The sequence below is a fragment of the Clostridium sp. AF50-3 genome (assembly GCF_003477445.1).
Lineage (GTDB): Bacteria > Bacillota > Clostridia > Lachnospirales > Lachnospiraceae > Otoolea > Otoolea fessa.
In genome coordinates this window covers 75,321-97,538 of record NZ_QUDH01000005.1, presented here as the reverse complement: position 1 = coordinate 97,538, position 22,218 = coordinate 75,321, and the positions used below count along the sequence as shown (strand labels likewise).

Genomic DNA, 22,218 nt, shown 5'->3' with positions numbered 1-22,218 from the left:
CGCCGCAAGTCCTGAAATAGAAAAAGCCTTGACTAAAAGCCTTGCCATTAGCCTGTCAGCACCTGATCCAGAAGCTGCGCCAGCGGATCCATCGCATTGACCGCCTCTTCATATGTATTCGTCTGTGCTCCGACTTCGATCAACGCCGAGCGCGGGCGTAGATGCAGATTGTAACGAAGCCCCTTTAAATAAATCGTCCGCGTAAACCCAGGATATATCTGATCGGCATTCCACTTCATCTGAAAACTGAACGCCAGATTTTCCTTCCGGCAGGGATTTGCCAGATACTCGATCGGTCCGTCCGGCGTTTCGCTGGTACCGTTGAAAAACATGATCTGTGCCGTTGGTTTCCCTTCTATCTGCGTGACTAGATGCGTCTGCTCGCTGACACCGTCCCGGTGCACATCTAAAATCACCTGAATCGACGGGTATTTCTGCAAAAGGTTCGTGACACCCTCGCAGGCATATGTATAGGCACGGCTCCGGTCTAGATGCCCCGACTTCATATCATAGGCAGTTGTATCGTGCCAGACCTGATATCCTTTCGCCCGCAGCCGTTTTGCCAGCTCTTCCCCCAGAGACACCACCGCTCCCTTTCCGTCGCTTCCCGCATAATCTCTATAATTTTCCTGCGAATGGGTATGATAAATCAAGATCTGTGGTCCGTCCGCCTCGTCCTTCCTGATTGTCAGATCCATCGATAAAAATGTCTCTGCGTTCATCAGGCTCCGGTCAATCGATGCCGTCGGGTGGATTGTAAAAAAATGCTGGATCAGATAATCATAATCTTCCAGCTTTTTCCGCAGACGCGGGCTGTCCACCAGTGCGGCAGGATTTGCCCTCTCTGTCTTTTCTCCATTCTTTCCAGCACTATACAGCCTCTCTTCGTCTGTCTCTCCGCCGCCCTGTCTCCCACTTCCATGAACAAGCCCGTTCCATTTTCCAAGTAAAGTTCCATCCACCAGCCTACTCCCGGAAAACTGTGCCAGGAAATCCATATACTCCTGCCGGACTTCCTGTTCTTCCAGATATTTATAATAGGACGGATCGGCTTCTCCCTGCGTCTGTTTCTTCCACCCGGCAAGTCTATGCCTTTTCCCCTCCTCCGAATCTGGTATATCCCGCAAATTAGTCCCCCAGACCGGATACCAGGACCTTACCACCGCATTCTGCACAGCTGTCCAGATGAATGCACGCATCTTCCAGCCGACTGTCAGCAAAAACAGAACCATCAGGAGCCCGGCTGCCCTCTGCCACCACCGCACCGCATTCATCTCCCTTCTTTCCTGTTCTATCCTATGCGATTAGCAAAGTGTAGTTTCCTGTTTGGTTCTGTTTTTCAATCTGGCATTTTTTTCAGTGTTATCTTTCTTCCTCCAGCCGTTCCACTGCCCGCCGGATCCCCTCGGCGATTGCTGCGCTCAGCTTGCAGATACGCTCGTCCATGTCCTGCGGGGTCACAAACATCGCTCCAAATTCAGGTTCCAGAAGTTCCCGGATCAGCTCATACTGGCTGTCCGAATCCAGTTCCCGGATGTATTCACCGTACCGGCTGCCCTCTTTTGAGGCGGTTAGTGTCCGCACTAACGCATTGACCGTCCCGTGAACGATCGCCGCCGCGCCCACAACCGTCGGAACGCCGATCGCGATTACCGGCACGCCGAGATTTTCCCGCGTCATTCCCCGGCGGTGGTTGCCGACGCCGGAACCCGGATGAATTCCTGTATCCGTCAGCTGAATGGTGCTTGCCAGACGGTGGACGTTTCGCGCCGCCAGCGCGTCGACCGCGATCACCAGATCCGGGCGGCTCTCCCGCACGACGCCGCGGACAATTTCTGCCGTCTCCATCCCTGTCTGTGCCATCACCCCTGGATGGATACCGCTGAGAACCGGATGCACCGTCCGCCCCGCTTTCTCAGCCGTATAGAGGTATGTGCCATTTCTTCTGCTTGGCTCCGTCCGCAGATGGCGGTTCATCGAAAGCCCATCCACCACGCGCGGTCCCAGCGAATCCGGCGTCACCTGCCGGTTTCCCAGTCCCGCTACCAGAATCGAAAGTCCGGCCATGGTTGAAGCACAGTTTTTCCGGATCAGGGACGCCAGCTGCCGTCCTAACTCCCCGGCAGCCGCCTCACAGTATACATCCTCTGTCTCCGACAGACCCGGATCTTCCATCGTCAGGTAGGTTCCCATCGGCTTTCCCATTGATTCCGCACCTTTTTCGTTCAAAATCGAGACTTCCGTCATCCGGATCGAACTGCCATGACAGCGCCATTCCCGCAGCGCCACACCGCCGATTTCGCCCCCATCCCCCTCAAAACTTTCTCTCTCCTCCAACGCCAGATCCGTCCGATTTTCAAACATGGCTGCTCCCTTCTATCTCACAACTCAATCACAACCCGCACCACCATAAGGCTTAAATTCCATCCTATCACTTTTTACTTCAAGATAGCCTTATTATTTTTCTCAATTCGTAACTGTTCAGTACCTTCACAGTCACGCGCAAAAATCCATTAAAACGCAGTAAATGCGCAGACCTACTGAACAGTTACCTCAATTTTTATATTTTCCAGAAATATATATTTTATTCTCTCAAAAAAACCTAACGCTTTTTTGTTTCATAGGACGCAATTTCCTGTGAAACAAAAAACTGCGCCACCCAGCCCAGATATTTGACATCGCCCGCAAGGATAGGCGCCGCCTGATATCCGGTCAGATACCGCAGTTTATATGTTTATTTTTCGATTTTTTCTAAAACTCTATTCTATTTCTCGCCGTCCGCACTCTCCACCGGCGTTACTGTTCACACATGTGTGCTCAGCAACGGGATTTTGCCGATGCTACGCATTCCAAATCGGCAAAATCTGCTGCCGGAACTGTATCGTACGGAATTTTCAGTTCAGAAAATTCCTACCTGTGAACAATTACCCACCGGCATCTATTCCCCCGGATGTTCCACCTTCCAGATCTCCGTCTCCAGATAGTTCCAGATCTCTTCTCTGCCCTGTTTTGTCTCGGCGGAGAACGGAATCATCATCACTTCGGTGCCGACTCCCAGACCTGTTCTGAGAATCTTTAACTGTTTCTGGAGCTGGCTGCGCTTGATCTTGTCAGCCTTGGTCGCAATCAGGATCGGCTGGAAGCCTGGGAAACGATCCAGTCGTACATGAGTTTGTCGTTTGAAGACGGCTCATGACGGATATCAATCAGTAGGAAGACGCAGCGAAGCATCTGCGATTTGTGCAGATAATTCTCAATCATCTTGCCCCACTTTGCCTTGACCTCGACGCTCGCGCGCGCGTAGCCGTACCCCGGCAGATCGACGTAGTAAAACGCGTCGTTGATATGGTAAAAATTGATCGTCTGGGTCTTGCCCGGCTGCGAGGATGTTCTCGCATAGGATCGGCGGTTCATCAGCGCATTGATCAGGGACGATTTGCCGACGTTTGATTTGCCTGCAAATGCGAATTCCGGCTGTGTATTTGCCGGCAGCTTACTGGTGATACCGCAGACGGTTTCCAGATTTACATCTTTTATAATCATATTTTTTCTCCTACTAAACCGCTATTTCTCCGGTACAAATGCCTCTCGGATGACTTCGTTCATCTCCTTGATGTATACGATCTCCATTCCTTTCGTGATTTCCTTCGAAAGTTCCTCGACATCCGGCTGATTTTTCGCCGGTACCAGTACCTTTTCCACCTGCGCCATGCGGGCTGCGAGCAGTTTTTCTTTCAGACCGCCGATCATCAGCACATGACCGCGCAGCGTTACCTCGCCGGTCATCGCCACACGCGGCAGTACCTTCCGTCCTGTCACCGCCGACAGCATCGCCGTTGCCATCGTGATTCCGGCCGATGGACCATCCTTCGGCACCGCGCCCTCCGGGATATGCAGGTGAATATCGTGTTTCTCGAAATAGTTCTCCTTCACGCCGTAATCAGATGCAACCGAACGCACATAGGTCAGTGCAATCTGCGCCGACTCCTTCATGACATCGCCCATCTGACCCGTCATCTGCAGCACGCCTTTGCCCGGCATGACATTGACCTCGATCTGCAGTGTATCGCCGCCGACGCTCGTCCACGCCAGACCGCGCACGATACCGACCTGTGCCTCATTTCCGGCTGCATCGAAGAAGACTTTCTCGCGTCCCAGATAATGATCCAGATTCCGCTCTGTCACGCGGATCGACGGTTTCTTCTTCTCCAGTACCTCTCTGGCTGCCTTGCGGCAGATATCGCCAACCCGGCGCTCCAGATTCCTGACTCCTGCTTCCCTGGTGTAGCTGTGAATCATTTTCTCCAGCGCCGGACCCGTGATATTTAACTGTTCCTTCGAAAGACCATTCTTCTCCAGCTGTTTCGGAACCAGATAGTCTTTTGCAATGTGATATTTTTCATTTTCCGTGTAACTATTGACTTCAATCAGCTCCATACGGTCCAGCAGCGGTCCAGGGATCGTCTGCGTTGTATTCGCCGTCGCGATAAATAATACCTCCGACAGGTCAATCGGGATCTCCACATAATGGTCGCGGAATTTCACATTCTGCTCGCTGTCCAGCACCTCTAAGAGCGCCGAGGATGTATCTCCCTTATAATCGCTGCTGACTTTGTCGATCTCATCCAGCAGCATCAGCGGATTGGCAACCCCTGCCTGCTTGAGCCCTTCCACGATGCGTCCCGGCATCGCGCCGACGTAGGTCTTTCTGTGACCGCGGATCTCCGCCTCGTCGCGCACGCCGCCTAGGCTGATGCGGACATATTTGCGTCCCATCGCCTTCGCAATCGAGCGGGCGATCGAAGTTTTACCGGTTCCAGGCGGTCCCACCAGGCAAAGGATCGGGCTGGTGCCCTTCTTCGTCAGGATGCGGACTGCCAGGTATTCCAGCACGCGCTCTTTGACCTTTTCCAGACCATAATGGTCGGCTTCCAGAATCTCTTCCGCATGCTTCAGGCTCGCGTTATCCTTCGTCATTTTGTTCCACGGCAGTTCCAGCACCGTTTCCAGATATGTCCGGATCACATTCGCATCCTGGCTGCCAGCCGGCATATTCTGGAAACGGTTGATCTCCTTGCGGATCCGCTCCTTTACTTCCACGCTGGCTTTGATCTTCTTCAACTGTTCCTTCATCTCATCCGCATCAGAAACCGGATTTTCCTCTCCCAGCTCCTCCCGGATCACACGCAGCTGCTCCCGCAGAATATAATCACGCTGATTTTTATCCAGCGCCGCCTTTACCTTCGTCTGAAACTCGCGTTTCACGCGGTAAACCTCTAATTCCGTCAGCAGAAGCTGCAGCTCTGTCTCATACATCTCCGTCAGCGTCCGGCATTCCAGCACCGACTGGCGCGCTTCATAGTTCCACGGGAACTGGGCTGATATCTGATTCATTAATTCGGTCAGATCTGGCTGTGCGATCAACGGACTTAATACTTCACGTCCCGCTGCCACATTTAATTTTCCGTATTCTTCCAGCTTTTCTTTCAGAATCCGGAGCATCGCCTCTTTCTGAATCGTGTCCAGATCGTCCTCGACCGGATCCAGAATCTCCACGATCGCAGTGCAGCATGCCTCGCCCTTCTCCATCTCCAGAAGCTCGGCTCTCTCCTGCCCTTCCACCGTGACGCGCACCATGCCGCCCGGCATCTTGACAAGCTGTTTCACGTAGCCAATCGTTCCTACCTGAAAAATCCCGTCAATATCCGGGATCACCTCATCCGGCTGCTTCTGCGTCGCCAGAAATACTCGCTGATCGCCCACCATCGCCTGCTCCACCGCCGCGATGGATTTATCCCGGATGATATCGAAATTTACCGTCATCTGCGGCAGCACGGTCAGTCCGCGCAGCGCGATCATCGGCATTGTCAGTTTCTTATCTTCCATAACACCTTTATCTTTCTTAATCAAATGTATCGTTATTTCCTGTGAAAAGAAAAACAGGGGTCTGCCTATGGCAGTTCGCCATCTCACAGACCCCATTAACAGCCGCCATTCTCAAGCTGCTGCATTTATTTTCCTTTACATTTACGCAATCTCGCCGGTTCTGTCTTTCTTAGAACGTCCTGTAAAAGACTTGCGGGGCACCGTATTGTCGCGATATACCAGCTCCGGCGCACTCTTTCCCTCGACTACGTCTTTGGTAATCGTGCAGATGCCGATCGTGGAATCGGACGGAATCTCATACATGGTATCCATCATCAGGGACTCCATGATAGAACGAAGTCCTCTGGCTCCCGTCTTTCTCTCGACTGCCATGTGGGCGATCGCCATCAGCGCATCATCCGTGAACTCCAGCTTCACGCCGTCCAGATCGAGAAGCGCCTGATACTGCTTGATCAGTGCATTCTTCGGCTCTCTTAAAATGCGGACCAGCGCCTCCTCATTGAGCGTCTGGAGCGATACCGTGATTGGCACACGACCGATAAACTCCGGAATCAGACCAAACTTCGTCAGATCCTGCGGCATTACCTGTTTCAGAAGCTCATCGATATCCTGATGCTTGCGATCCACAATATCGGAGTTAAATCCGATGGAACCGGCACCTAAACGGCTGTCGATGATCTTCTCCAGACCGTCAAATGCACCGCCGCAGATGAACAGGATGTTGGTCGTATCGATCTGAATCAGTTCCTGCTGCGGATGCTTTCTGCCGCCCTGCGGCGGAACACTGGCAATGGTTCCTTCCAGAATCTTTAAAAGCGCCTGCTGTACACCCTCGCCCGATACATCGCGGGTGATAGATACATTTTCAGACTTCTTCGTAATTTTATCAATCTCATCAATATAAATGATGCCGTACTCTGCCTTGCTGACGTCGTAATCAGCCGCCTGGATGATCTTCAAGAGAATGTTCTCTACATCCTCGCCGACATATCCAGCCTCGGTCAGAGTGGTCGCATCCGCGATGGCAAACGGTACATTTAAGATCTTCGCCAGCGTCTGCGCCAGGTATGTCTTACCGGAACCGGTCGGTCCGAGCATCAGGATGTTGCTCTTCTGAAGCTCTACATCCTGCGTGGACTTGGACATAACTCTCTTGTAATGGTTATAAACCGCTACGGAGAGCACCTTCTTGGCGTCGTCCTGTCCGATGACATACTCATCGAGAAATTCTTTGATTTCCTTCGGCTTCAGCAGGTTGATTCCGCTGAAATCCGGTCCTTTTTCCTGATCGGCAAATTCCTCTTCCAGAATCTCCGAGCAGAGTTCGATACAGTCATCGCAGATATATACATTATCTGTGCCAGCGATCAGTTTTCTAACCTGATCCTGTGTCTTGCCGCAAAATGAGCAGCGTATTTTGTCGTCTGTTCTGCCTGGCATACTTCCACCTTGTTCCTTTCTATTATTCCATCCAGAAATCTAATTAGTGGTTGGTAATGACACAATCAATCAGACCATACTCTTTCGCCTGCTCTGCTGTCATGTAATTATCACGCTCTGTATCACGCACGATCACGTCATACGGCTGGCCTGTATTGGCTGCCAGAATCTCATTTAATTTCTTCTTGGTACGAAGAATATTCTCCGCTACGATCTGGATCTCGGTTGCCTGTCCTCTCGCGCCGCCGGATGGCTGGTGAATCATCACTTCTGCGTTCGGAAGTGCATATCTCTTTCCTTTGGTACCGCCGGAAAGCAGGAATGCGCCCATGCTGGCTGCCATACCCAGACAGATGGTAGATACATCACATTTGATATAATTCATCGTGTCATAGATCGCCATACCTGCGGTAACAGAACCGCCCGGGCTGTTGATATATAAGCTGATATCCTTATTCGGATCCTCTGCCTCCAGGAACAGAAGCTGTGCTACAACCAGGCTGGCTGTCACATCATTTACTTCCTCTCCCAGGAAAATGATACGATCTTTAAGCAAACGGGAGTAAATGTCATACGTCCGCTCGCCGCGGCTGGTGGATTCAAGGACATAAGGTACTAAACTCATGATTCTTCCTCCTATAATTGAGAATGAATGTTTATGGCAAAAATTGTTACAGTTCACACGCGTGCAAACTGTAACAGGATTTTGCTGATGCTTCGCATTACAAATCAGCAAAATCTGCTGCCACTATGTTATCGCACGGCACTTTCGGTTCCAAAAGTGCCTGCCTGTGAACAGTAATACAAAATTCTATGATGCCTTAGGACACCATAGAATTCTGCCTTATTTCAGTATTCGCTTTTATCGGTTTGATTAAGCAAGCTTTGCCTGCTCTACCAGTAAATCGATCGCTGCCTGAACTTTCAGGTCCTCACGGATCTGCTCTTTCTCGCGCTCACCCATCATTTCTTTCAGCTTAGCGCCTTCCAGTTTGTAGGATGCTGCGATCTCGTTGATCTGCTCGTCAAGCTTCTCATCGGAAACTTCTACGTTCTCAACTTCAACTACTTTCTCAAGAACCAGTCTGGTCTTGATTCTCTTCTCTGCTTCCGGACGCATCTGCTCCATCAGCTTCTCCGGTGTCATGCCGGTATATTTCATGTAATCGTTGATGTTTAAGCCCTGGCTCTGCAGACGGCGAGCGTAGTTCTCTACCATCTCTCTTGCCTGAGTGTCAACCATCGGCTGCGGCAGTTCCATCTGAGCGTTCTCAACTACTTTTTCGATTACGTTGTTCTCGTTCTCTACTTTAGCATCCTGCTCTTTCTTCTCCTGCAGTTTCTTGCGGATGTCTGCTTTGTACTCATCCAGAGTATCGAAATCAGATACTTCGCTTGCGAACTCATCGTTCAGCTCCGGAAGCTCGTTTCTCTTAACTTCTTTGATGGTTACAACGAACTTAGCCGGTTTGCCAGCCAGCTCATCTGCATGGTACTCAGCCGGGAAAGTAACGTTTACGTCACAGGTCTCGCCTTTTTTCTTGCCGATTAACTGATCCTCAAAGCCCTCGATGAAGGAATGGGAACCGATTACCAGCGGATAATCTGTACCAGCGCCGCCGTCAAATGTCTTGTCATCAATGTAGCCAGTGAAGTCGATGATCGTGTTGTCGCCGTCCTCGATTGCGCCGTCTTCTACGTCGATCAGTCTGCCGTTTTTCTTACGTGCTGCAGTCAGCTCGTTCTCTACATCCTCGTCTGTCACAACAGCTTCTGCCTTCTTAACTTCTACGCCTTTGTACTCGCCCAGAGTTACTTCCGGTTTCAGAGCTACGGTTGCCTCGTAGATGAATGCCTTACCTTTTTCGATCTGAGTTACTTTGATCTCCGGAGTGGAAACGATCTCTTCCTTGCTCTCCTCTGCTGCCTTCGGATAAGATGCGTCGATCACTTCGTTTGCTGCATCCTCATAGAAAATGCCAGCGCCATACATCTTCTCCAGCATAGCTAACGGTGCTTTACCTTTACGGAATCCCGGGATGCTGAATTTGTTTTTGTTCTTGTTGTACGCATTTTTGATTGCTGCATCAAACTCTTCAGCCGGAACTTCGATGGTCAGCTTTGCCATGTTCTTCTCTAATTTTTCTACCTGTAAACTCATTTTAAGGGGTCCTCCTTGCTTCTATATGTGAACCGCCATTCTACCGGGCGTTACACTTCAAGATAGCATTATAGCATATCTGCGTGCTAAATACTAGCGGAAAATATAATTTTGCGTTCACTTTTTGCGGGTTTATGAGTGGTTTTATGTGGGTTTTATGCCATTTTTGATGTATTTTCTGTGTGTTTTTTAGTTGAAACTACACCTGGTCATACTGAATTGAATCTTTGACCTGTAATGCTACCGGGCGATCGACTAAGAGCGATGCCAGCTCAATTCCCAGATCCAGCGCATATCCAAGTCCACGCGCCGTTGTGATATTGCCGTCCGTCACAACGCCCGCACCCGTCAGCTTCGCACCGGTCAGGGCATCCTCAAAGCCCGGATAGCAGGTTGCCTTCTTGTCCTTCAAAAGCCCCAGCTGCCCCAGAATGCTCGGAGCCGCACAGATCGCTGCCAGGCGTTTTCCAGCAGCATCTGCCTGCACCAGTGCATCGCAGAGCGGTTTGCACGCCATCAGATTTTTCGTTCCCGGCATACCGCCCGGAAGGAACAGAAGATCCGCTTTCATCGGATCAATCTCATGCAGCAGGGTGTCTGCATGAATGCCAAATCCATGTGCGCCCTTCACCTCTTTTTTACCCGTAATCGAAACCAGTTTTACCTTCACACCCGCGCGGATCAGCACGTCCGCCGTCGCCAGACATTCCACTTCTTCCAGTCCATCTGCTAAAAATGCGTATACTACAGCCATGATTATTTCCTCCTTTTCTTTGTTTTTATAACACTTTTTATATTAAATTATTTATTTGTTCTCCACAAAGCAATCATTTTTCCTTTTGAAAATGCCTTTACTAGTACCCACACATTCACCGCCTCGTCAAGAATCAGGCTCAAAATCCAGCCACAGAGCACATCGACCAGCGAATGCTGTTTGATGAACATGGTTGAAAGACAAATCAGAATCGTGACAATCCACGAAAGTGTACGGATCGGTTTCTTGTTCCGCACACTTGCCGCGTGGCAGATCGTCAGATGTACCGCCACAGTGCTCGATACATGGATCGACGGGCAGACATTGTTCGGCGGATCCACCCTCCGCAGAAACCGCACAATCTGCGCGCAGAAATTCTGTGATGTGATCTCCTGCCGCAGATTTAAACCGTTTGGTGCCAGCAGGTAGACAAATAAGCAAAAGGTTGCTCCTGCAAACATCACAAAGCAAAGTCTCAGATATGCCTCCCGATCCTTGATCATAAAATAAATCATAAACACCGGCACCCACGCGTACCACAGAAAATACGGCAGTACAAACCATTCATTAAACGGTATCAGGTCATCGACCGCACAATGTATAATATGAACATCCGATGGTTCATGCAGCTCCAGCAGAAAAAATCCTGACAGAAACACCAGCATATAGAGTCCTGCCAGACAGTAGCGGTGCGTTTTGATCCAATTCATTACTTGTTTTATCATTAATAATATACCTTTGTATTGTTCTTTCGTTTTTATTCTTTCGTTTTTAATACCAGTTTTTCCGCCAGCGCCAAACGGCTGTTCTGGTACTCGCCCGTAAACGTCACCTCGCGCCCGAACCATTCCGGCGGCACAAAGGCATGTGCGGCTTCCTCACTTGGAAATTCAACCTCCGCCAGCTTCAATCCCTCATATTCACCTAAAAAAATGTCCAGCTCAATCGTGTACTCCGTTCCTTCCATCGGAATCAGATAACGCTTTTTCGTCAGAATCCTGCCGTCAGCCTTCGAGCGGAGATGCTCATAGGATTCCTTCGTCAGCGGCAGATTGTATTCCTCCCGCGCCATCAGTCCTTTGGATTTGTAGGTCAGATAATAGGTGTCATCCTCCTGACGGACACGCACAACCGGGGCAGTGCTTAGATATGCCTGCTCGATCTGGTGGAAGGGGTATCCGGCTATATCAAATGGAATGTGACTAATTAAATATTTGCGTTCGATTTCCATAAAATTAGTTGTCCTTTTTATATTTCTTAAAAAGTCTTAACAAAAGTACCGTATTTCTCCAAAATGAGAAAGCCATTTTTCTATAATTTCTTCACTGTTGGCCTCTATCACCCGAATCATACTGTTCAAAATTTGGGCTGATATTTTGGAAGAATTGTGGCTGAGCAATGCCTTGCCCGTACTGGTTATCCACACTTTTGTCGCATTTGAAGTTGCTCTTCCCTCTGCAATATGGACATGCACCGGTTCCAGCGGCTCATTTTCATTCGACCAAAAATATACAATATATGGTCCAATCCTAAAAATTTGCGGCACTCAGAATTCCTCCCTCTTGTGAAAACTCCATAATCAAGTGTGCATTTTCCCGAATCAGTTTCTTGAAATAACTCATTTCCATATCTGAATAACCATTTATATTCTCCCACTTGTAATCTGGCAAATAGCATATCGCATTGTGAAATCCATCTTTTTCATCGGGTGTTTCTATATAAACTTTAACCCTGCCATCTGCCCGCATTTCAGAATGGGTAATTTCCGTATCATCATTTAAGGTCATAAATGGGTACATCATCTTTCTTCCTCCTCTCATTTATCCTCAAAACAGTTTTAACCACGGCTGCTTTCTACTTATTCAGCATCCCCATCACCACAACCACCACAAACAGTACCACCATCACGCCGATAAAAATATCCATCGTCCGCACAGAGACATGCACATGGTCATAGATGCGCTCTTTGATGGTCTTTTCTTTCATGAGTTCCAGCTCCCGGCGGAGCTTTTCATTCTCCGCTTCCAGTTCCTCCAGAGTTTTATCTGCCGTCTCCTCTGCCGCTTCTTTCGCCGTCTCCAGTTTTTCGCTCACTGTTTCTTTTATCGTCTCATTCTTTTCCAGCATTTCGTTTTCGCTCATCCTTGTTCCTTTCAGAATATGGCTTGTTTTCTCTGCTGCTCACTCTGAAACAGCCTCTTCTCTTATTATATCCATAAAAATAAGTTCAGGCAATCCAAAAATATTTTTCCGTCACTGTCAAAGCAAGCGCTGGCACGCCATCTCATCCACCATCCCCTGCCGATTACAACTTTTCAGATTTATACAAGAAAAAATCCTGCCCGGCAGGGCTGTTTATATAATAGGAGATTCCAACGGATTCTCCCATTATATAAAAAACTCCCCCGCCATGCATCCATGGAGAGGGAGTTTGGGATTTGTTTTCAATATTTATGTACGGTTCCCGACGACTTTTCATATGGTACATACATTCTCGTCAGAACACAGTTAATCTTATTACTTCTTCGCAATGTACTTACGGATATCCAGCGCAATCGCAACAACGATAACGATACCCTGTGCGATATACTGGTAGTTCGGGTCGATGCCAAGGAACTGCAGACAGGTCTTTAAGAACTCGAATACAAGTACACCGATGATAACACCGGAGATACGTCCGATACCACCGTTTACAGATACACCACCGATGGTACAAGCTGCGATAGCCTCCAGCTCGTAACCGTTACCGGTATTTACACCGGCACCACCAGATTTAGCTCCCAGAAGGAAACCTGCGATAGCATACAGTGCAGTAGCTGTTACATAGATGATGATCTTGGTTTTCTTAACATTTACACCAGCAACCTCTGCTGCTGCCTCGTTGCCGCCGATTGCATACATATATTTACCATGGCGGGTGTAGTTAAATACGAACCACATGATCGCGCCGATGACAAATGCAATGATGAACAGGTACGGAATACCGAAGAAGTTACCATTTGCAATGATGGTATACTCCTGACGATAACCGCCTAACGGAACGGATTTTGTGTAAACCAGGTTGATACCGTATACGATCATCTGCATACCCAGGGTACCGATGAAAGCCGGTACATTCAGGTAAGCAACTACGATACCATTGATAAGACCAAATACACAGCAGATAGCGATACAGATAAGGAGAATCAGCCATACGTTCTGCTCGCCAAATCCTTTGGTAAGTTCAAAATGTCCGCTGTAATCACTCTTCTGGAGCAGCGTACCTGCCAGGCAGGCAGAAAGTCCAACCAGACGTCCTGCAGAAAGGTCGGTACCTTTCGTAATCAGACAGCCGGATACGCCGACTGCGATGATGAAACGGCATGCTACGTTGATGGAAATGTTGCTAAAGTTGCTACGGCTGAAGAAGTTCTGTTTTGTCACACCAACAAAGAGAACCATCAACAGGATCAGAATAACGATACCGTTATTGATCAATATATCTTTTACATTCAGTTGTTTCTTATCCATTCTCTCTTCCTCCTTTAGAACTTAGTCGCGTAGCTCATGATACGCTCCTGAGTTGCTTCCTCACCCTGTACCTCACCGGTAATGTGACCATTACACATGACAAGGATACGGTTCGACATACCAATCAGCTCCGGCATCTCAGATGAAATCATGATGATACCTTTGCCCTGCTTTGCCAGGTCAATCATGATCTGGTAGATCTCGTACTTGGCACCAACGTCGATACCACGGGTCGGCTCATCCATGATGAGGATATCCGGGTTGTTGGCCAGCCAGCGGGAAATCAGAACCTTCTGCTGGTTACCGCCTGAAAGTGACTGAATCAGTGTCTTACTGCTCGGTGTCTTGATTGAAAGCTTTGCCACGTTATCCTTGACAAGCTGCTCAATCTTCTTCTTATTCAGTTTGATACCATAGTGTAAATACTGATCCAGGGAGGAAATTGATACATTATCTGCAATGGACAGACATCCCAGAATACCAGTTCCGCGTCGGTCCTCGGTAATCATACCGATACCGCCCCGGATTGCATCCTGCGGACGCTTAATGTTCATTTTCTTACCCTTAATATAAACTTCTCCGGATTTAATATGACGCATACCGAAGATACCTTCCATCAGTTCCGTTCTCTGAGCACCTACCAGGCCGCCGAAACCTAGGATCTCCCCTCGTCTCAGAGTGAAGGAGCAATCCTGGAAGGAACGATCATGGATACTGGAATATCCTCTGACATCCAGCAGTACCTCTCCGGCTTTTGTATCATTCTTCGGAGGATAGATATTGGTCAGCTCACGACCAACCATCTGTTTGACGATCTCATCATCCGAAATCTCGTCCATATGCCAGGAACCAACATAGGTGCCGTCTCGCATGATGGTAATATCATCACAAATCTCACGAATCTCCGCCATCTTATGGGAAATATAGATGAGGGATACGCCTCGTGATTTCAGGTCACGGACAATGCGGAAAAGCGCCTCTACCTCATTATCCGTCAAGGAGGAAGTCGGCTCGTCCAGAATTACAACTCTGGCATTTAAGGATACAGCCTTGGCAATCTCGACAGACTGCATCTGGGCGATGGACATGGTTCCCAGTTTTGCCTTCGGGTTATACGGCATCTTAACATCGTCCAGCCATTTTGCTGTCTCTTCAAACATCTTTTTATGGTCGATGACCTGAATCGGACCAAATTTCTTGGTTGGATAACGACCGGTGTACATATTCTCTGCTACCGTTCTCTCAGGTATCGGCTGCAGCTCCTGATGTACCATGGCCAGTCCTCTGTGAAGGGCTTCATCCGGATTGTGGATCTCCACTTTTTCTCCATCCAGATATACCTCACCTTCATCCATATGATAAATACCAAAGAGACATTTCATCAAGGTGGATTTACCAGCGCCGTTTTCTCCCATCAGTGCATGGACGGTGCCGGGACGTACTTTGAGGTTTATCTTGTCCAGAGCTTTTACGCCAGGGAAGCTTTTCGATACCCCGCGCATCTCCAATCTGTACTCTGCCATCCCATTCTCTCCTTTCATAAAATCGGGTGTGCCATCTGCACACCCGACACTTTATTCACTCCCCTGCAGGGGAGTGATATGTTCATAACCGTCCTTCTCTGAACAGCTACAATTATTTAATCATTTCCAGAATATCGCCAGCGTTCTCAGTTGTAACCTTTACATAGTCTACCATGTATACGTTGTCAACATCTTTGCCGTTTACGAAATCAAGAGCTTTGTCAGCTGCTGTATGAGCCTGTCCGAAGTAATCGTTGAATACGGTACCGGTCATCTTGTCGTTCATAACGTTCTCAACAACCTCAACCAGAGCATCAACACCTACCAGGTAGATATCTTTGTTTACAGTTCTTCCAGCTGCCTCGATAGCCTGCAGAGCACCAAGAGCCATAGCATCGTTGTTGCAGAATACAACATCGATCTTGTCGCCGTACTGGGACAGAGCGTTAGCAGTGATCTCCTGACCCTTTGTCTGATCCCAATCACCACGCTGCTTGGTCAGCTCTTCAACCTCTACGCCAGCTGCCTTTAAAGCCTCAACGGATTTCTCAGTTCTGTACTGAGCATCTACGTTCTCCGGATCACCCTGAACCATGATGTAACGAACAACGCCGTCGCCGTCTGCATCACCCTTGTTCTCAAGCTCAGCGATCTCTTCACCCTGATATGTACCGGACTGTCTAGCATCAGCACCTACATAAGTAGCTTTGATGCCGTCGTCAACCCAAGCCTGCTCTCTCTCAGCATCCGGCTCACGGTTGATGTAAACAACCGGGATACCTGCTTCGTTGCAGATGTTGGTTACATCCGGCTCAGAAGAAGCCTGAACCAGGTTGATGATCATAACATCAAATCCCTGAGTAACGAAGTTACGGATCTGGTTCATCTGCTCGGACTGGTCATTCTTACCATCCATGATGGAGATGTTCTCTGCCTTTAAGCCAAGCTCATCTACTAAATATTTCTGAAGTTCGTTTCTATACAGTGTCATGAAGTTATCAGCGAACTGGTAAATAGAAATACCAACTTTAACTTCTGCCGGATCTTTTCCTTCGATTGCTTCTTTAACAGTCTCTGCTGCGTCAGCTGCTGCTGTTGTCTCTTCTGCCGCTGCAGTTGTCTCTGCCGGTTTGCTGGAGCAAGCAGTTACGGAAAATGCCATTGCAGTTGCCAAACCAAGTGCTGCTACTTTTTTCAGTTTCATAATGTTTGTCCTCCCTTAAACTTGCGTATCCGTTTGCGCTGTCCGGATCCACCGAACAGTTAAATTTTCCGCATACACACATTATACAGTTTCGCCGATTCGTCATTTTTTCTTATCGACACCTTTATTATACGGATCGTTTGTACACTTTTCCATATAATTTTCTTGGTTCTTATATAAAATTTTTTTAGATCCTTTGTGATTTTATTCACATATTCTTGTTTTTCCGGTGTGAAACTGTGGGATTTTATGGTAAATCAGCAACAGTCAACGCTTTCTGACTGCATTGATAATAGGTTCCTTCCTCTAATTCGACCTTTTCCTGTACATTTTGACCAAGTGCCTCGGCGGTAGCTATCTCAAAAATCACTTCTGCATACTCGTCGCTGTCGCACTGGACTGTTCCATACAGCTTTCCGCTCTTAAGCCCCTCGATTCCCTGCGGGGTTCCGTCGATGCCGACCACCTTCACACCTCTTGTGTCACCAGCGCGTTCAAGCGCCTCGGCAGCTCCGAGCGCCATCTCATCGTTGTTGCAGATCACCACCTCGATCGCATCCCCAAACTGGCGGATCCACTGTTCCATCAGCGCCGCTGCCTGGCTCCGATCCCAGTTTGCCGAACCACCGGTCAGTTTTTCCAGCGGAATACCTCCGTCGCGCATCGTCTGTACCGACCACTCTGTGCGGATCAGCGAATCCTGATGGCTGCGCTCGCCCTCCAACATCACATATCCCACGGTTCCATCCTCGTTTAAATCAAGACTGCCTGGATTTTCCTGATACGCATCCACCAGAAGTTCTCCCTGCAGAACCGCCGATTCCCGCGCGTCCTCCCCTACATAATAGAGGTGCTCCCATCGTTTCATATCCTCCTCGACCGGTTCGCGGTTGAAAAATACGACCGGCGTCCCGGCATCCATCGCCTTGTTGATGACATACGATGCTGCCGAGCGATCCACCATATTAACACAGATCGCATCGTATTCCAGAGAAAGGAAACGATCTACCTGGCTGTTCTGCGTATTTTGGTTTCCCTTCGGATCCATGATTTCCAGATTGACCTTAATGCCCGTCTGCTGCTCATATTCCTTCGCCTTTTCCTCCAGGCTGGAACGGATATTGTTGATAAAGGCATCCTCGCCCCGGTACAGCGTTACACCGATACGGATGCTCTTTTTTTCTGCCGGTTTTGCCGCGCTGCATCCATTTAAAAGAAGTGTGCCCACTGCCAGAAGTGCCAGCGCCATCTGAATGCTTTTTCCGTTTTTTTTCATCTTTCTATACTCCCTCCCGGATTTTTAATCAATCGGGTACAGCATCTTCTCATATTTCTTCGAGCGTAGCTCATCCTTCTCTATATAGTAGGATTCCAATGAAAGCTGGCTTCTCTCCTGCTCTTTTTCAATCGCCTGCACTGCTTTTTTGACCGCAAAATAGCCCGCGTCAAACTGGTTTGTCACCACCAGCCCCCGGATTGTCCCCTTGTCAAGCTGATCCAGCAGGGACGGCATCATCCCGACGCCGTACAGCCCGGAAATGTATTTTCCGTACACGCTGCTTCCGCCGACAATCTCCGCCGCCTCCGCTGTGCTGGCGAAATCCAGTGCCGCCACCACCGCCGTGCCGCTGCCCGGATAAACTGTTTTTTCAATGACGGAACGGTAAGTATCATCGGTGCCGCGCGCACAATGGTATAGGAAAAGCCCTGTTTTTCCAGCACCTCCGTCAGCCCCTGCTTCATCTCCCCCGCCTTGCCGATATATGGGTTATCTGCAAAGATCCAGACAGGAAGATCGGGCTCTGTTCCGCCGTAATCGCCTCGCCCAGCTTTCTCCCGGCTGCCGTCCAGTCCATATGAACCGCCCCCTTGACCTCCTCATCCGGTGATAATTCACCCAGCAGGATAATCGGCGTTCCATATGTATTTTCTTCCAGATATTGGCGGCATTCCAGCTCATCAACCGGCTCCAGTATCACTGCCCCGGCACCGTCTGCCGCTTCCCGGCGCACCAGCTCCATCTGCTGTGCCAGATTATCCTTTTCATACAGGGTAATAAAGCTGACATCTACATTATACTCAACCGCCGCCTGATCCACGCCCTTGCGGAAGTTGACGTAATCATCATCCGAAGTATCGCTGATAATCAGGGACACCGGGTAGACCTCCACCTCTTTTTCCTTGATGATCCAATCCGTGGAGGAAAGGAGATACAGCAAAATAAGTCCCACACACAGGATTCCCCAGAGCACCAGCTCCTTTTTTTTTCTCACTCCATATCGCATTGATCTGTCGCCCCCACTTTTACACTTTCTTCTCTTCCAGCACTTTCTCGTAAGGCACTGCCGGAAGATGAATCTTCACCGCGGTTCCCTCATCCGGCTCCGACTCGATCGAAAGACCATATTCCGCGCCGAAATACAGCTTGATCCGCTCGTTGACATTGCGTACCCCGATGCCGGATCCGCGCTTGGATGCCACGTGCGCCGTATCGGTAAAGAGGCTCTCGACCTGTTCCTCCGTCATGCCAAGCCCATTGTCCCGCACCTCCAAATACAGCTCTTTTTCCTCCTGCCAGGCGCGCACGAAGATCTCGCCGTCGCCGTCCATATATTCCATGCCATGGTAGATCGCATTCTCCACCAGCGGCTGCAGCATCAGTTTTAAACTTGCAAGTTCCAAAACCTCATCATCTGACTTGATCGTATAGGTAAACTTATTTTTAAACCGCATCTGTTGGATCATCAGGTAATTCCGGACGTGTTCCAGCTCATCCTTCACAGTAATTAAGCTCTTGCCGCGGCTTAAACTGATACGGAAGAACCGCGCCAGCGCCGTCACCACCTTGACCGCCTCCGTTTTCTGCTCATTTTCAATCATCCAGACAATGATATCGAGCGTATTATAGAGGAAATGCGGATTGATCTGCGACTGCAGCGTATCAAACTCCTGCTTGCGTTTCGCCTCATGCTCACGCACAATATCCTGCATCAGGAGGCGGATCTGACCCGCCATATCACTGATCGATTTTCCCAGATGGCGGATCTCATACGAACCGCCGATGTACACCGGTGCGCTTAAATTGCCCGCCTCCAGGACGCCGACCGATTTTTCCAGCTCGCGGATCGGATTCGTGATCCTCGATGAAATATAAGAGTTAATCAGAGCCAGAATGCACAAAATGAGGGCAATGACAAATACGATAAAAAGCCGGGTTTTGATCGTGTTGAGCGACACGGCATTTTCCGGCGTCACCCCGACCACCTTCCAGCCTGTGTAGCCGATCGTCTTGACCGTCGCCATCCGCTTTTTTCCGGCAAATATCTCCTCATGATTTCCGTCCGAATAGCCGGCTGCCTGTCCATTGTTCTCCTGCACCCAGCCGGAATCCAGAAGCTGCATCTGCGGGTGGTAAAGAATCTCGCCATTTCCGCTGATCATATAGAAATAACCGCCGCGCCCCGTCGTGATGCCGCCAAAGAGCTGTTCCAGGCTCGAATAGCGAATATCGACCAGAAGGACGCCCTGCGAGGTCGAGGTTCCGTGTGTCAGTTCGACCGCCCGCGATAGCGAAATGACCCATCGATATTGATTTTCCGCATTGTCAAACACATACTGTACGTGCGGCAGGGAAAAATGCTGGTTTTCCGTCCGGTTTAAGGCGCTCCGGAACCATTCTTCCTGCGTCACATCCACCTCATTTTTCAGACGCACCGCCGGGACTGCCTCCAGAAGCGCCCCATCCTCCGAAAACAGGGCAATATTCTCCACATTATCCTTATTATTATCGTAGAGAAGCGTAAATTCACTTCCAAGCGACTGGCTCGACAGATCGGCATTCTTGATCGTGCCATAATAAAGCGAGTCGGACAGCTTCATGATCGTGCGGAGATACGACTCCACAGAGCGCCCCACCTGCGCGATCAGGTTCTGGCTCTCCTCCTGTACTACTTCCGTGACCTGCCGTGACATTCTCTGGTACAGCGACAGGGAGATCAGTACACTCGCCGCCAGCGCCGTGATCGTAAAATAGATAAAGATCATCGACCGGATGCTGGCATCGTCAAAGAGCTTTTTCTTCCAGATCGTCCTTTTTTTACCCATTATGCCTCCCCGCTCCGGTGTGCCGTGCGGTACCGCGTCGGGGAAACACCGAATTTTTTCTTAAATACGTAACTGAAATAGTTCTGCTCCGGGTAGCCGACCTTTTCCGCGATGATATACGTCTTGTCGTCAGTTGCCATCAGAAGCTCGACCGCGCGCCCCAGCCGGACATCGGTCAGATAGGCGATGTACGCCTGTCCCGTCTCCTTCTTAAACATCGTTGAAAAATACGCCGGGCTCATATGCAGATGGCGGCAGATCTTCTCCACCGACAGATCCGGATCTTGAAAATTGTCCTGAATGTACTGCTTCGCCTCGCGGATCACGTTTTTTGTCGTATTGCTCCGCTCTTCTTCCATTCCGGCATTCATCTTGAGCGCCACCTCGGTCAGGTACGGGCGGACATTCTCCATCTTCTGGACGCGTCCCAGAATCTCGAAATAATCATTTTCCACGCCAAACATCTCGCTGATCCGCAGATCATACTGCTGGGAGAGCTGTGTCAGCACATTGATGATCGCAAGCACATACGCCTGATACTGGCGGTAATGCACCCGCGCATCCTCCATCCGGCTCACAATCCCGTCTATCACGGAACGGATCTTTTCCTTCGGTCCAAACTTGACTGCCGCTATAAGCTCCGACTCCATCCGGCTGTCGAACCGGAGTTTTTCATGCCCGGACGGCTCCATATCGCCGATGCAGATCACACCGCCGGAACCTGTGATCGCACGGTAACCGAGCGCATTGAGTGCCGTGTGGCACGGGCGGCTTAAATCCGTCAGCGAACTGCAGCTCTCACCCACGCCGATCGTAACCGATACCTCCAGAATTTTCTTCGTCTCCTTGCAGATATCGCCCAGCAGGGCAATCAGTCCGGTCTGCGTATTGTCTTTGTCGATCGCCACCAGAAGGATCGTCTCAAAGGAAGAGTGGAACACAATAAAACGGTACTGCCCTTCCAGTTTTTCCTCAATCAGATTGCGAACGGAAATCGGAATCAGCTCCCGCTGCTGATGCAGCGAAACTGCCTTGTCCACCTTCTCATCCGGTTCCAGATGGATCGCCGCAATCACCCATTTGACCGCACCCGCAACGTCGATCGCATATTCGTTCAGTTTTTCCTCAATCTGCGCTTCCTCCATGCCGCCGTGAATCAGGTCATTCAAAAAATGTTCCCGGATCGCCGGAAGACTCTTGATATAACTTTCCCGAAGCAGGGTAACATTCCGCTTCTGCTCGATCTCCTCATCGAGATTTTTCTTGATTTTCTTTAAAATCGCCGTCAGCTCTTCGACATTGACCGGCTTTAAAATATATTCGATCACATTGAGCTTGATCGCCTTTTTGGCGTACTCAAATTCATCAAAACCAGAAAAAATCACGATCTTGATGGACGGATATCTCTGCCGTATATTCTCCGCCATCTCCAGCCCGTCCATATATGGCATCCGGATGTCTGTCAGCACAACATCCGGCTCATTCTGCTCGATCTTTTCCAGCGCTTCCTTCCCGTTCTCCGCATCCCCGATCACCTCGAATCCGGCATCCTGCCAGTCGATTTTGCGTATGATGCTTGTCCGTACTTCCTCCTCGTCATCTACCAGCATGATTTTATATGGGTTCATATGGATTC

At 49.5% G+C, this 22,218-nt stretch carries 21 protein-coding genes and 1 pseudogene; all 22 read right to left on the bottom strand.

Annotation, left to right across the window (positions count from 1 at the left end; all coding sequences use genetic code 11):
• Positions 1 to 47: 47 nt before the first annotated feature.
• The gene (gene spoIIP / locus DW085_RS07500) at positions 48 to 1,274 is read right to left on the bottom strand and encodes a stage II sporulation protein P (RefSeq protein WP_117795076.1); all 1,227 of its coding nucleotides are present in this window, start codon (positions 1,272 to 1,274) and stop codon (positions 48 to 50) included.
• An 88-nt stretch (positions 1,275 to 1,362) separates the two neighbouring features.
• Positions 1,363 to 2,364, bottom strand: coding sequence for a GPR endopeptidase (gene gpr / locus DW085_RS07495; protein ID WP_118492076.1), 1,002 nt, complete (start codon positions 2,362 to 2,364; stop codon positions 1,363 to 1,365).
• A gap of 574 nt (positions 2,365 to 2,938) precedes the next feature.
• A pseudogene (gene yihA, locus DW085_RS07490) lies at positions 2,939 to 3,543 on the bottom strand (ribosome biogenesis GTP-binding protein YihA/YsxC).
• Positions 3,544 to 3,564: 21 nt separating this feature from the next.
• Positions 3,565 to 5,886: an endopeptidase La gene (gene lon / locus DW085_RS07485; RefSeq protein WP_118492180.1), complete on the bottom strand. Its 2,322-nt coding sequence runs from the start codon at positions 5,884 to 5,886 to the stop codon at positions 3,565 to 3,567.
• Positions 5,887 to 6,027: 141 nt separating this feature from the next.
• The gene (gene clpX, locus DW085_RS07480) at positions 6,028 to 7,326 is read right to left on the bottom strand and encodes an ATP-dependent Clp protease ATP-binding subunit ClpX (protein WP_117795072.1); all 1,299 of its coding nucleotides are present in this window, start codon (positions 7,324 to 7,326) and stop codon (positions 6,028 to 6,030) included.
• Between the two features lie 43 nt (positions 7,327 to 7,369).
• A complete protein-coding gene (gene clpP, locus DW085_RS07475; protein ID WP_022359226.1) occupies positions 7,370 to 7,951 on the bottom strand; it encodes an ATP-dependent Clp endopeptidase proteolytic subunit ClpP in 582 nt (193 codons plus the stop codon).
• Between the two features lie 249 nt (positions 7,952 to 8,200).
• Entirely contained in the window at positions 8,201 to 9,487 is a 1,287-nt protein-coding gene (gene tig / locus DW085_RS07470) for a trigger factor (RefSeq protein ID WP_022359227.1), read from the bottom strand.
• 199 nt (positions 9,488 to 9,686) lie between these two features.
• The gene (locus DW085_RS07465) at positions 9,687 to 10,241 is read right to left on the bottom strand and encodes a DJ-1 family glyoxalase III (RefSeq protein WP_022359228.1); all 555 of its coding nucleotides are present in this window, start codon (positions 10,239 to 10,241) and stop codon (positions 9,687 to 9,689) included.
• Positions 10,242 to 10,288: 47 nt separating this feature from the next.
• Complete coding sequence (locus DW085_RS07460; protein ID WP_182430831.1) at positions 10,289 to 10,951, bottom strand: phosphatase PAP2 family protein; 663 nt, start codon at positions 10,949 to 10,951, stop codon at positions 10,289 to 10,291.
• Between the two features lie 47 nt (positions 10,952 to 10,998).
• Positions 10,999 to 11,472, bottom strand: a complete 474-nt coding sequence (locus DW085_RS07455; RefSeq protein WP_107001609.1) for a CYTH domain-containing protein — start codon at positions 11,470 to 11,472, stop codon at positions 10,999 to 11,001.
• 36 nt (positions 11,473 to 11,508) lie between these two features.
• Complete coding sequence (locus DW085_RS07450) at positions 11,509 to 11,787, bottom strand: DUF4160 domain-containing protein (RefSeq protein ID WP_107001610.1); 279 nt, start codon at positions 11,785 to 11,787, stop codon at positions 11,509 to 11,511.
• Entirely contained in the window at positions 11,771 to 12,043 is a 273-nt protein-coding gene (locus DW085_RS07445) for a hypothetical protein (protein WP_107001611.1), read from the bottom strand. The genes DW085_RS07450 and DW085_RS07445 overlap by 17 nt, the downstream gene beginning before the upstream one ends.
• A 52-nt stretch (positions 12,044 to 12,095) precedes the next feature.
• Positions 12,096 to 12,383, bottom strand: coding sequence for a hypothetical protein (locus tag DW085_RS07440; protein WP_227589388.1), 288 nt, complete (start codon positions 12,381 to 12,383; stop codon positions 12,096 to 12,098).
• A gap of 375 nt (positions 12,384 to 12,758) precedes the next feature.
• Positions 12,759 to 13,751 carry a beta-methylgalactoside transporter gene (locus DW085_RS07435; protein ID WP_107001612.1) on the bottom strand — a complete coding sequence of 331 codons (993 nt, stop codon included), beginning with the start codon at positions 13,749 to 13,751 and terminating at the stop codon, positions 12,759 to 12,761.
• Positions 13,752 to 13,765: 14 nt separating this feature from the next.
• Positions 13,766 to 15,274: a sugar ABC transporter ATP-binding protein gene (locus DW085_RS07430; RefSeq protein ID WP_107001613.1), complete on the bottom strand. Its 1,509-nt coding sequence runs from the start codon at positions 15,272 to 15,274 to the stop codon at positions 13,766 to 13,768.
• A gap of 112 nt (positions 15,275 to 15,386) precedes the next feature.
• On the bottom strand, positions 15,387 to 16,478 hold the full coding sequence (locus DW085_RS07425; protein WP_181357250.1) for a substrate-binding domain-containing protein: 1,092 nt from the start codon (positions 16,476 to 16,478) through the stop codon (positions 15,387 to 15,389).
• A 247-nt stretch (positions 16,479 to 16,725) separates the two neighbouring features.
• Positions 16,726 to 17,754 carry a galactose ABC transporter substrate-binding protein gene (locus tag DW085_RS07420; protein ID WP_118492072.1) on the bottom strand — a complete coding sequence of 343 codons (1,029 nt, stop codon included), beginning with the start codon at positions 17,752 to 17,754 and terminating at the stop codon, positions 16,726 to 16,728.
• Positions 17,755 to 17,778: 24 nt separating this feature from the next.
• Entirely contained in the window at positions 17,779 to 18,033 is a 255-nt protein-coding gene (locus DW085_RS19670) for a hypothetical protein (RefSeq protein WP_243021934.1), read from the bottom strand.
• A complete protein-coding gene (locus DW085_RS19665; protein WP_243033963.1) occupies positions 17,991 to 18,221 on the bottom strand; it encodes a hypothetical protein in 231 nt (76 codons plus the stop codon). The genes DW085_RS19670 and DW085_RS19665 overlap by 43 nt, the downstream gene beginning before the upstream one ends.
• The gene (locus DW085_RS19660; RefSeq protein WP_243033962.1) at positions 18,218 to 18,751 is read right to left on the bottom strand and encodes a hypothetical protein; all 534 of its coding nucleotides are present in this window, start codon (positions 18,749 to 18,751) and stop codon (positions 18,218 to 18,220) included. Before DW085_RS19660 ends, DW085_RS19665 begins: the two co-directional genes overlap by 4 nt.
• 31 nt (positions 18,752 to 18,782) lie before the next feature.
• The gene (locus DW085_RS07410) at positions 18,783 to 20,582 is read right to left on the bottom strand and encodes a sensor histidine kinase (RefSeq protein WP_117795062.1); all 1,800 of its coding nucleotides are present in this window, start codon (positions 20,580 to 20,582) and stop codon (positions 18,783 to 18,785) included.
• Entirely contained in the window at positions 20,582 to 22,210 is a 1,629-nt protein-coding gene (locus tag DW085_RS07405) for a response regulator (RefSeq protein WP_107001617.1), read from the bottom strand. Before DW085_RS07405 ends, DW085_RS07410 begins: the two co-directional genes overlap by 1 nt.
• Positions 22,211 to 22,218: the final 8 nt, after the last annotated feature.